A 12,632-nucleotide genomic window follows, 5' to 3' on the forward strand; every position below is an offset into this window, starting at 1 on the left:
TTATTTTTTAGTTTATAATAAAGCTATTTTTCGATGCTGTAATAACAGTTTCTAACCACAGGAATACCGGTTTTTGTAATACCTTCTAAAGTTATCTGCACTTCTGTTTCTACTGCGCTATTAAAATAATTTAATTTTACCTCGCCATTATTTTCAGGATGAACATAAGGGTTCCAATACAAAGTGTTCCTAACAGCTTCTGTGCTATTTTGTTGATTATTTTCCAAAGGATTAGACGTGTAAAATTCTCTGGCTTTATAAAAACCATTTACTTCATCCTTTACTGTATGATAAATCGTTTTTTCTCGATTTAAAGCACCTTCTTTTGTATAAATTAAAAGCACACCATTACCTCCATTTGCTCCTAAAATTGATGCACTTGCGCCGTTTAAAATTTCTATTTTTTCTACATCATTTGGTTGTATAAAGGCAACCTCTTCCTGTTGCCAAGGTATACCATCTACTATTATTTGTGCTGGCCCATTATATCTGGTAAATTTTATAGTTGAACCCGAAACTTGCACGCCAGGAATAGTAACTTGAATAAGTTGGTGTATGGTTGAAAACGAGCGTTTTTCATCTTCAAAAGTAAAAGTTCTATCTGGGGTTCCGTAAATACTTTGTGAAAGTTCTGCTTTTTTCTTTGCTATAATTTCAACCTCATCTAAAACATTTTCTGGCATTACACCAAACGCCATGTGTTTTTTTAAAATATTATTTTTTAGTGTTGTATTCTTAATGGTATCGACTGTAAAAACTTGTGGATTTAAGTTAACCTCAAGTGGAACTCTATTAAATTTATCTAATAGTAATTGGCCTTTCCCTTTGCCCTTTTCGTTTTTAGAACTTAATACAAACTTTGTTTTACCATAAAACATGAGGTCTTTAAACCTAAACATTCCTAAAGCATCTGTTTCTGTGCTTAACATCTCAAGTTTACCATTGTTAAATAAAGCTAAGGTTACTATATTATTTGCTTTTACTTTTGTACCAAGTATTTGCTTAACACGACCGCTAAATGTAATGCCTTTTTCGGTTAAAAAAGGGGCTTTTATAGGCTTAGGTTCTGGTAAGTTTTTCCATAAATAGTTTCTCCAACCTTGTGTTAATAGTAATAAATCTAAATCTTGAAATCGTCGCAGATTTTTTTCATCGAAATAATACCCAGGATTATGCACTTTTCCTTTAATATCGAACTCTATTAAAAAAAACGAAGCAATATTGGATTGATAGTTTTTAGCATCTTCGCCGTTTTTATCAATACAACTTACAGAATAACTTGCTAAAGCTACTTCTCCTGCCTTGTTTTTTGACGATACTTTTAAAGTTACCTTTTCGTTAGGTTGATAACTACTTTTATTAGTTGAAATAACAACATTTAAATCTTTACTTTTTTCTAAATAAATTAATCGTTCGCTTTGTGGGCGGTTGTTGGCATCAATTAAAGTTACTTGGTTTATGCCTTCAGGAAGCGTGTTATTAGGTATTTCTAAATAAGTTGTAGGATTTACAATAACTTGTGAAATATTAAAGTAAGTAACCCCTTTAAATTTAAATATAATTTGAAATGGTGCTTTATTTTGACTGGCTAAAGTATTTGCATTGGTTTTAATAATGAGCATGTTTTTACCACGTACTTTTCTAAAACTTAAAGCATAACCTTGTTTTAAACTACCAGTAAGTTGTTGTTTAATATCTGTATTTAAAATTTTAGCATAATATGTTTCACCTGGCTGTGGGTTTAACATAAACTTTCCCATACCATCATGAAGTGTACCAAAAAAAGTAACAAGCGAATCGTTTGAAGCTTTATAAATTTCACCTTTTAATTGTATTGGAAAACCTTTGCTATTTGTAGCTTTAAAGGCAACTACATTATTTACATTTGTAATTAACGAACCACCTTCTGGAAAAAACTGAATATTTACTTTTTTTAAAGTATTGTATTTTAAATTTTCTTCGTTTGAAGCTTTAGAAACGTTTAATACTTCAGAATTTGCCTGTTGGAAAACATTTAAAATCTCAATGTCTTTTTTAAAAACAAAATGATCATCGAAATTTCTATTCCAATTCGTGTAAGCTCTTAATTGATAAATCCCTGGTTTTTTAAACCCTAAAGAATCGTTTAAAATAAAATCTCCATGACCTAATCCATTTTCTAAAATGGTTTTATTTTGAGCCACAACTTCGGCATCAGGAGAAACTAACTCAACGTACAATAGTTGGCTTTTACTAAAAAGAAGATTACTATAAGGATAAACAGAATAAGCCTTATACCAAAGTGACTCGCCAAACATATACTTTGTACGATCGGTGTGCAAGTATACACCTTCAATTTCTGGAACTTTTTTATTGTTTTGAGCATTTAAAATAAACAGATTTAAAACAATAAAATATAATAGAAATAACCCTTTCGAGATTTTAATTAACGGTATCATAAGTTTAGTATATTAAAATATAAACCTACAACTATAAATACCTGTAATTGTTTAATTTATATTTAATTTCCATAAACTATTACCCATAATTATACTTAAACTCATAATTTACCAACAAGCAATGTTTTACGCTCGTTTAAAAACACATATATTTGCAAACTAAATCTATTGTTTAGGTTAACCATATGAAGAATATTAGAAACTTTTGCATTATTGCACATATTGATCACGGAAAAAGTACCCTTGCCGATCGTTTACTAGACTATACTGGTTCTGTAACAGAACGCGAAAAGCAAGACCAACTTTTAGATAATATGGATTTGGAACGCGAACGAGGAATTACCATAAAAAGTCATGCCATTCAAATGGATTATATTTTTGAAGGCGAAACCTATGTGCTTAACCTAATAGACACACCTGGACACGTAGATTTTAGTTACGAAGTTTCTCGATCTATTGCTGCTTGTGAAGGTGCATTACTAATTGTTGATGCAGCCCAAAGTATTCAAGCACAAACCATTTCAAATTTATATTTAGCTTTAGAAAACGATTTAGAAATTATTCCGGTACTTAATAAAGTAGATTTACCAAGTGCAAATCCAGAAGAAGTTACTGACGATATTGTAGACCTTTTAGGTTGCGATCCAGAAGATGTTATTCACGCCAGTGGAAAAACTGGTTTTGGTGTCGATAATATTTTAAAAGCTATTATTGAACGCATTCCTGCTCCTGTTGGAGAGCCAAACGAACCTTTACAAGCCTTAATTTTCGACTCGGTTTACAACCCATTTCGTGGTGTAGAAACTTATTTTAGAGTTATAAATGGTTCTATTAAAAAAAACCAGCAAATTAAATTTATTGCAACCGGTAAAACCTATGGTGCCGACGAAGTTGGTACACTTAAATTAAAGCAACAGCCAAAACAAGAAATTAAAGCTGGGGATGTAGGTTACGTTATTACCGGTATAAAAGAAGCCAAAGAAGTAAAAGTTGGTGATACTATTACAGATTCGGCCAACCCAACTAAAAATGCAATTGGTGGTTTCGAAGATGTAAAACCTATGGTTTTTGCAGGTATTTATCCTGTTGATACCGAAGATTACGAAGAACTTCGCGCCTCTATGGAAAAGCTTCAACTTAACGACGCCTCGTTAGTATTTGCTCCAGAAAGTTCTGCAGCTCTTGGTTTTGGGTTCCGTTGTGGGTTTTTAGGTATGCTTCACATGGAAATTATTCAGGAACGGTTAGAGCGTGAATTTAACATGACGGTAATTACAACCGTACCAAACGTAAGTTACCACGCCTTTACAAATAAAAATCCAGACGAAGTTATTGTTGTTAATAACCCAAGCGATTTACCAGAACCTTCAACCTTAAATCGTGTTGAAGAGCCTTTTATAAAAGCAACTATTATTACAAAAGCCGATTTTGTTGGTAACGTAATGAGTTTGTGTATTGAAAAACGCGGACAAATAACCAACCAAACTTATTTAACTACAGAGCGTGTTGAACTTAATTTCGATATGCCTTTGGCAGAAATAGTTTTCGATTTTTACGATCGCCTTAAAACCGTATCAAAAGGTTACGCTTCTTTCGATTATCATCCAATTGGCATGAAACAATCTAAATTAGTACGTTTAGATGTGTTATTAAACGCTCAATCGGTTGATGCACTTTCTGCATTAATTCACGCCGATAACGCACATAACATTGGTAAAAAAATGTGCGAGAAATTAAAAGAATTAATCCCACGTCAGCAATTCGATATTCCTATTCAAGCAGCTATCGGAGCCAAAATTGTAGCCAGAGAAACTGTTAAGGCTTTACGTAAAGACGTTACTGCAAAATGTTATGGTGGAGACATCTCGCGTAAGCGTAAATTACTAGAAAAGCAAAAGAAAGGGAAGAAACGTATGCGCCAAGTAGGAAACGTTGAAATACCTCAACAAGCGTTTATGGCTGTTTTAAAGCTTAACGATTAAAAAAATTCTATTTATTAAACCTTTTTTTAGTCATTTATTATTTTTAGCTTTCTTTATTGTTAATAAAGAATTATTTTCTTAAAAAATCTACAAACCTGTAATTTTTCATAGTTTATTTTTGTAAGTTTATACAGTAAGCAAAACTAAACTATGAAAATTATCCACATAAGCGCCGAGTGTTATCCTGTCGCTAAAGTTGGCGGGCTTGCCGATGTTGTTGGTGCATTACCAAAATACTTAAATAACTCTGGTGAACAGGCTCAAGTTTTAATGCCTTTTTACAACAATAAATTCACTCAAAATAATAAGTTTAAAACACTATTTACTTCAGAGGTTTTTTTAGGTAAAACATCTTATAATGTTAATATTTTAGTTCTTGAAAATACAATTTTAGATTTTGATGTATTTTTTATAGATATACCAGATTTACTGTTTAAAGATTACGTATATTCTTTTGATGATACTGAACGCTTTTTGGCCTTTCAAATCGCTTCGCTAGATTGGTTATTAACCTGGGACACCTATCCAGACATTATACATTGTCATGATCATCACACAGGGTTAATCCCATTTATGCTTCAAGAAAGTTTTAAATACGAAGCATTTAGAAAAACACCTAATATTTTAACCATACATAATGCGCAATACCAAGGTTGGTTTTCGCACGATAAAGTTGATTTAATTCCGCCTTTTAATTTTAATAATGTTGGTCTTTTGGATTGGGGCGGACAAATAAACCCTTTAGCTGCTGGAATAAAATGCGCGTGGCGGGTTACTACAGTTTCGCCAACTTACATGGAAGAGCTTAAACAAAATGCCAACGGATTAGAGCCCTTATTAAGCGCAGAAAGTAATAAATGTATTGGTATTTTAAACGGTATTGATACCGAAGTATGGAACCCAGAAACAGACAATTACCTTGTTGAAAATTATACTATAAAAACTGTAAATAAAGGAGCCAAAGCCAATAAAAAATATCTCTGCGAAACTTTTAATTTAGACATAAGCAAACCTTTAATAGCTTTTATTGGTCGTTTAGTGCACCAAAAAGGAACAGACCTTTTTCCAGAGATCTTTAAAAAAGCACTAACTAATAACAATTTAAATATTTTACTTTTAGGCTCCGGTGATACTCTTGTAGAACAAAATCTTTATGAATTAAAAACGGAGTTTAATGGTAATTACAATGCATACATAGGCTACGACGAAAAACTTTCTCATATAATCTACGCAGGTGCAGATTTTTTACTTATGCCATCGCGAGTAGAACCTTGTGGCTTAAACCAAATGTATTCTTTACGCTACGGTACAATACCTATTGTTACTAAAATTGGAGGTTTAAAAGATACCGTTACAGATATTAAAGAACCTAATGGTTTTGGCATTTGTCACAATTCCACAACTATACCCGAAATTAATGAAGCTATAAACCGCGCAATAGAACTTTACACTAACCAAACTAAGTACAAAAAACTAAGAACACAAATAATGAAAATTGACCATTCGTGGCATGCTTCAGCCAAACAATACATAAAACTATACAATACTATAAACTAAAAAGTCATGATAAACAATAAAGTTCTATCAATTATTCTTGGTGGTGGCCAAGGCTCAAGATTATACCCTCTCACACAAGAGCGCTCCAAGCCAGCAGTTCCTATTGCCGGTAAATATCGCTTGGTAGATATCCCAATTTCAAACTGTATAAACTCCGATATTAAACGCATATTTGTTTTAACTCAATTCAATTCAGCCTCGTTAAATCGCCACATAAAAAACACCTACCATTTTAGTTTTTTTAGTAGTGCTTTTGTAGATGTTTTAGCCGCTGAGCAAACACCACATAATAAAGGCTGGTTTCAAGGAACTGCAGATGCTGTTCGCCAAAGTATGCACCACTTTGTTCGTCATGATTTTGAGTATGCTTTAATTCTATCAGGCGATCAATTATATCAAATGGATTACGATAAAATGATAGCCGCTCACGAAGCTAGCAACGCCAAAATTTCTATAGCAACAATTCCTGTTAATGCTAAAGACGCTACCTCTTTTGGTATTATGAAAGCTAATGAGGAAAATGTTGTAACATCTTTTATAGAAAAACCAGATGCAAGCTTATTACCTGAATGGACATCAGAAGTAAGTGATGATATGAAAGCTGAAGGAAGAAACTACCTAGCATCAATGGGTATTTATATTTTTAATAGAGATTTATTAATCGATTTAATGAAAGATGAATCTACTATAGACTTTGGTAAAGAAATTATTCCGCAATCCATAAATAAACATAAAACTTTAAGCTTTCAATACGAAGGTTACTGGACAGATATTGGGAATATTGACTCCTTTTTTGAAGCCAACATTGGCTTAACAGATGATATTCCAAAATTTGATTTATACGATAAGAAAAAACGCATTTACACAAGAGCCAGAATGCTACCAACTACAAAAATGGCTGGTACTATTTTAGAAAAAGCCGTAGTAGCCGAAGGTTGTATTATTGGCGCCCAACGTATTGAAAAATCTGTAATAGGTATTCGCTCTAGAATTGGTAAAGATTCTGTGGTAATTAGTACTTACATGATGGGTAGCGACTCTTATGAAACTCTTTTAGAAATCGAAGAGAAAAAAATTGAAATTTTAAAAGGTATTGGAGAACGCTGTTTTATAAAAAATGCCATTCTCGATAAAAATTGCCGCATTGGCGACGATGTAACTATTGAAGGCGGGCCACATTTAGAAAATTCAGAAACCGAAACTTATGCCATAAAAGACGGCATTGTAGTAATTAAAAAAGGAGCCGTTATACCAAGCGGTTTCAAATTGTAATTTATGGCACAAGTAAAAGCACACAGTTTATTTACAGAATTTGATATAAATTTATTTAAAGCCGGAAAACATTTCAGACTTTTTGAAAAATTCGGATCGCATATTATTACTTTAAATGGAATTGATGGTACTTACTTTGCTGTTTGGGCACCAAGCGCAAAAGAGGTATCTGTAATTGGCGATTTTAATTACTGGACAGCTGGCGAACACCAACTAAATGTACGTTGGGACTCAAGCGGTATTTGGGAAGGTTTTATACCTTACGTTGGCAAAGGTAGTCTTTACAAATACAAAATTGTAAGCCATCATAATAATGTAATAACAGAAAAGGCCGACCCTTATGCACGACGATGCGAACATCCACCAAGTACAGCTTCTATAGTTTGGGAAGACAACTACAGCTGGAAAGATACCTACTGGATGAAAAAACGTAAAAAACATAATGCTTTAAACGCACCTTATTCCGTTTACGAAGTACATTTAGGCTCTTGGAAAAAAAAGGTTGAAGAGAACCGTTTTATGTCGTATTTCGAACTCGCTGACGAGCTTGTAGACTATGTAAAAGACATGAATTTTACGCATGTTGAACTCATGCCTATTATGGAATATCCTTTCGATCCGTCATGGGGTTACCAAATTACGGGCTATTTCGCTCCAACCTCGCGTTACGGTTATCCTGAAGAATTTAAATATTTAGTAGATAAATTACATCAAAACGATATTGGTATAATACTCGATTGGGTACCATCTCATTTTCCAGAAGATGCTCATGGTTTAGGCTTTTTTGATGGCTCACATTTATACGAGCATCCAGACAAACGCAAAGGTTATCATCAAGACTGGAAAAGCTTAATTTTTAATTACGAACGCAACGAGGTACGTTCCTTTTTAATAAGTAACGCTATTTTTTGGCTAGACCAATACCACGCCGATGGTTTACGTGTAGATGCTGTAGCATCTATGCTTTTTTTAGATTATTCTAGAGAAGACGGAGAATGGGAACCAAATATTTATGGAGGCCGCGAAAACTTAGCCGTGGTTAGTTTTTTAAAAGAACTCAATACAGAAATTTACGCATCATTTCCTGATGTACAAACCATTGCAGAAGAATCTACAGCTTTCCCTATGGTTTCTAAACCAGTTGATATTGGTGGTTTAGGCTTTGGAATGAAATGGATGATGGGCTGGATGCATGATACCTTAGAATACTTTAAAAAAGACCCTGTATATCGTAAATTTCATCACAACGAAATCACTTTTAGTTTAGCCTATGCATTTACCGAAAACTTTATGCTGCCTTTATCGCATGATGAAGTTGTTTATGGTAAAAATTCTATTTTAGGGCGTATGCCAGGAGACGAGTGGCAACGTTTTGCTAACCTACGTTTGTTATATGGCTACATGTTTACACACCCAGGAACTAAATTACTGTTTATGGGAGGTGAATTTGGGCAATACAACGAATGGGATTTTCAAGGAAGTTTAGACTGGAATTTGCTCGAATTTATTCCGCATCAAAATCTAAAAAAATATTACAAAGCTCTAAACACATTTTATAAAAATACGCCAGCATTATACCAAAAACCATTTGATGGTGAAGGCTTTGAATGGATAAGTTACGACGACCATGAAAATAGTGTTATATCCTATATTCGAAAAGGCGATAACCCCAAAGAAAACATAATTGTAGTGTGTAATTTAACCCCAAGTTTACGAGAAAACTATTGTATTGGTTTGCCTATTAATGGAAAAATAAATGAAATTTTTAATAGTGATTTATATGCATTTGGAGGCAGTGGCGTTTCAAACACTAAACCTATAAAAATTGATAACAAACCATGGAATGGTAAATCTTTTTCGGCTAAAGTTACCTTGCCTCCACTAGCCACAATTATTTTCGAATTCAATTAAAACAATTAAAAGGTATGATATTAAAATGCTGTCTATGTTTAACATCTTACATTTTTAATAAACTAATTACCATAAAATTAAATCTTTAATAATTAATTGTAAGATTTTTTACAGAAAAGAAACACGAGAGGATTTTTTATTTTATTAAATTAGAAACTTAATCATATGAACCTATAAGCTATGATATTAAATACAGAATTAGAATATAAAGGAAACCTATTTCCTTCTAAAATAACAAACTACGAAAAAAACCTAAATGTTCTTTCATTCACTGCCGATAATGGTGTTGTATTAGAAATAACAGTACGTCGCGACAGTATACTTAGGTTTAGATATACAACAACAGGTATTTTTGAAAACGATTTTTCGTATGCTATAACAAAATATGCAAGCAGAGGTTACAACCATTTAGAAGTAAAAGAAGAAGCAGATACTTACGTTATAACAACTTCAAAATTAATTTGTAAAGTCGCGAAAGCAGATATGCGTATTTCACTTTACGATGCTGTAGATAATACACTAATTTGTGAAGATGAGCTTGGTTTCCATTGGGAAGAAAGCTATCAATTTGGTGGTAATGTTGTTAAAATGTCTAAAACAGCACAACCAGGCGAAAGTTACTATGGTTTAGGCGATAAACCTGTAGATAATAATTTAAAAGGTAAACGTTTTGAAAACTGGGTTACAGACTCTTATGCCTATGGCAGAGAAACCGATCCTATTTACAAAGCTATTCCATTTTATACTGCACTTCATAATAAAAAATCGTATGGTATATTTTTCGATAACTCGTTTCGTTCCTATTTCGATTTTTGTCATGAACGCAGAAATATTACAAGTTTTTGGGCTCATGGTGGCGAAATGAACTACTATTTTATTTACGGGCCACAAATGTCTGAAGTTGTTGCAAATTACACCGATTTAACAGGAAAACCACACGAAATGCCAGCACTTTGGGCATTAGGTTACCACCAGTGTAAATGGAGTTATTATCCAGAATCTAAAGTAAAAGAAATCACCTCTAAATTTAGAGAATTACAAATACCTTGTGATGCTATTTATTTAGATATTGATTATATGGAAGGTTTCCGTTGTTTTACCTGGAGTAAAAAGCACTTTCCAGACCCTAAACGTATGGTTAAAGAATTGGCCGACGATGGTTTTAAAACCATTGTAATTATAGATCCAGGCATTAAAATAGACATGGATTATTCTGTATTTAAAGAAGGTTTAGAAAAAGATTATTTCTGTAAACGTGCCGATGGCCCTTATATGAAAGGTAAAGTTTGGCCTGGAGAATGTTATTTCCCAGATTTTACAAACCCAGAAGTACGCGATTGGTGGTCTGATTTATTTAAAGAACTTATTGAAGATATAGGTGTAAAAGGCGTTTGGAACGATATGAACGAACCAGCCGTAATGGATGTTCCAGGAAAATCTTTTCCAGACGATGTAAGGCACAATTACGATGGTAACCACTGTAGCCATCGTAAAGCACATAATGTATATGGTATGCAAATGGCACGCGCAACATATCAGGGTTTAAAAAAATTCTCGTATCCTAAACGCCCGTTTGTAATCACTAGAGCTGCCTATTCTGGTACACAACGTTACACGTCTAGTTGGACAGGTGATAATGTAGCAACCTGGGATCATTTAAACATAGCAAACCTACAAGCACAACGCATGAGCATGTCTGGATTTTCGTTTATAGGGTCAGATATTGGTGGTTTTGCAGAACAGCCTAATGGCGAACTTTATGCACGCTGGATTCAACTAGGTATTTTCCATCCATTTTGTCGTACACACTCTTCTGGAGATCATGGCGACCAAGAACCTTGGGCTTTTGGGGATACTATTACCAATGTTGTTAGAAAATTTATTGAATTGCGCTATCAATTATTACCATACCTATATACTGCATTTTGGCGTAATGTAAGCGATGGTATTCCTATTTTAAAGTCTTTAGTGCTTTATGATCAAGAAGACCCACAAACACATTACAGAAACGACGAATTTATTTTTGGTGAAAAAATATTAGTTTGCCCAGTAAACGGACCAAATCAAAAAGGCAGACGAATGTATTTCCCTATTGGTAGATGGTATAACTTCTGGACCGATGAAATTGTTGAAGGTGGCCAAGAAACCTGGGTTGATGCAGACCTAGATAGTATGCCTATTTTTGTAAGTGAAGGAGCTATAATTCCTAAATACCCTGTACAACAATATGTTGGTGAAAAAACTATAGAAGAACTTACCCTAGATGTATATTACAAGCTTGGTAAAGAAACCTCTCAAGTTTACGAAGATGCAAACGATGGTTACGATTATATAAAAGGTCGTTACAGTTTAAGAGATTTTAAACTTACCGGAAAAGAAGACGAACTTATAATACAACAGTTTAAAACAGGTAAATACATAACCACCTACAAAACATTTAAAATTAGTTTACATGGCTTACCTTTTGATATAAAGAAAATTGAAGTAGATAATGTAGAAATACCTCTACAAAAACTTATTTCAAACGGTAATAATATTTTAATTCTCGATAAAGAATTTACAGAATTGCATATTATGGCCTAATTAAACTACCTCATAACAAGAATAATAAAAAAATCAGAAATGAATCTTCATTTCTGATTTTTTTATTATTTAACTTTTAATATTGAATACCTTTTCAACAATTTGAAAACACTTTTTTTAATTGAAAAAAACCTTATTTTTCTTACATTTTTTTTTCACTGAAAACAGGGTAGTATAATTTATTTAGTCTTTATAGTTTAGCGACGTTTTACTCAAAATAAATTCTTAAAAATTTATGAATATCGCTAATAAAGAACAACTTAAAAAAGCAATGATTTTTTTTAATAACGAAGATTTTGAAAATTACTATGACCTAAAAATTTCAATTTTAAAATTAATTCAATGCAATTTTGAAGGTGACGCTAAAGATTATTACATAAACTTAATAAATAAAGTAGATGCTTCTTTTAATGATCGCAATAAAGAACTCATATCTGGTATTAATAACATGCTTGAAAATCTTCCTCACAAGAATTCTAACAATGACTTTCAATTAATTAGTTTTTGTTTTATTGCTTCAGGTGATTATTCTATTCGTATACGTGCTTATAAAAATGTTAATGAAAACAATCACGAACAAGGTTTAAACGCTATAGGATATGGAGATTTAGGCAATTATTACCTAGATGATTTAACTAAAATATACAATGAATGCTATTATAATAGTTTTTCTGAAAATTATGAAGATGATTTAGAAGATATTTTCATTTTAATTAAACATAAAAAAATGACTCAAGTTAAATACTTGATAAAAGAATGTGTTTCTAAATTTAATTTATCTCAATTAAATATAACATACCCCTTATACACGTATCTAGATTATGGAAATTTTCCAGCTGGTTCTGGTTTTTTAATTAGTAAAATAAATTAAATAATCTCTCAACCAAAT

Annotated in this window: 7 protein-coding genes; 6 read left to right on the forward strand and 1 reads right to left on the reverse strand. The window is 32.6% G+C overall.

Going from position 1 to position 12,632, the window contains the following annotated elements:
* Nucleotides 1-23 precede the first annotated feature (23 nt).
* Nucleotides 24-2,438 (reverse strand): TonB-dependent receptor, encoded by a 2,415-nt coding sequence (locus tag LG649_RS05290; RefSeq protein ID WP_226541881.1) that lies wholly within the window; start codon nt 2,436-2,438, stop codon nt 24-26.
* A gap of 185 nt (nt 2,439-2,623) precedes the next feature.
* On the opposite strand from LG649_RS05290, the gene lepA reads away from it, so the two are divergent.
* The 6 genes from lepA to LG649_RS05320 all read left to right on the forward strand — a co-directional run bounded on the left by lepA (nt 2,624) and on the right by LG649_RS05320 (nt 12,614).
* Complete coding sequence (lepA, locus tag LG649_RS05295) at nt 2,624-4,420, forward strand: translation elongation factor 4 (protein ID WP_226541895.1); 1,797 nt, start codon at nt 2,624-2,626, stop codon at nt 4,418-4,420.
* 150 nt (nt 4,421-4,570) lie between these two features.
* On the forward strand, nt 4,571-5,977 hold the full coding sequence (locus LG649_RS05300) for a glycogen synthase (protein WP_226541898.1): 1,407 nt from the start codon (nt 4,571-4,573) through the stop codon (nt 5,975-5,977).
* A 6-nt stretch (nt 5,978-5,983) separates the two neighbouring features.
* A complete protein-coding gene (locus tag LG649_RS05305) occupies nt 5,984-7,249 on the forward strand; it encodes a glucose-1-phosphate adenylyltransferase (protein ID WP_226541899.1) in 1,266 nt (421 codons plus the stop codon).
* A 3-nt stretch (nt 7,250-7,252) separates the two neighbouring features.
* Complete coding sequence (gene glgB, locus LG649_RS05310; RefSeq protein WP_226541902.1) at nt 7,253-9,160, forward strand: 1,4-alpha-glucan branching protein GlgB; 1,908 nt, start codon at nt 7,253-7,255, stop codon at nt 9,158-9,160.
* 180 nt (nt 9,161-9,340) lie between these two features.
* A complete protein-coding gene (locus LG649_RS05315; RefSeq protein ID WP_226541904.1) occupies nt 9,341-11,743 on the forward strand; it encodes a glycoside hydrolase family 31 protein in 2,403 nt (800 codons plus the stop codon).
* A 235-nt stretch (nt 11,744-11,978) separates the two neighbouring features.
* Nucleotides 11,979-12,614, forward strand: a complete 636-nt coding sequence (locus LG649_RS05320) for a hypothetical protein (protein WP_226541906.1) — start codon at nt 11,979-11,981, stop codon at nt 12,612-12,614.
* The last annotated feature ends 18 nt before the right edge of the window (nt 12,615-12,632 follow it).

The organism is Neotamlana laminarinivorans, from assembly GCF_020523925.1.
Lineage (GTDB): Bacteria > Bacteroidota > Bacteroidia > Flavobacteriales > Flavobacteriaceae > Neotamlana > Neotamlana laminarinivorans.

Coding starts and splice junctions, on each gene's coding strand:
- LG649_RS05300 (WP_226541898.1), top strand. CDS start 4,571: ATGAAAATTATCCACATAAGCGCCGAGTGTTATCCTGTCGCTAAAGTT.
- lepA (WP_226541895.1), top strand. CDS start 2,624: ATGAAGAATATTAGAAACTTTTGCATTATTGCACATATTGATCACGGA.
- LG649_RS05320 (WP_226541906.1), top strand. CDS start 11,979: ATGAATATCGCTAATAAAGAACAACTTAAAAAAGCAATGATTTTTTTT.
- glgB (WP_226541902.1), top strand. CDS start 7,253: ATGGCACAAGTAAAAGCACACAGTTTATTTACAGAATTTGATATAAAT.
- LG649_RS05290 (WP_226541881.1), bottom strand. CDS start 2,438: ATGATACCGTTAATTAAAATCTCGAAAGGGTTATTTCTATTATATTTT.
- LG649_RS05315 (WP_226541904.1), top strand. CDS start 9,341: ATGATATTAAATACAGAATTAGAATATAAAGGAAACCTATTTCCTTCT.
- LG649_RS05305 (WP_226541899.1), top strand. CDS start 5,984: ATGATAAACAATAAAGTTCTATCAATTATTCTTGGTGGTGGCCAAGGC.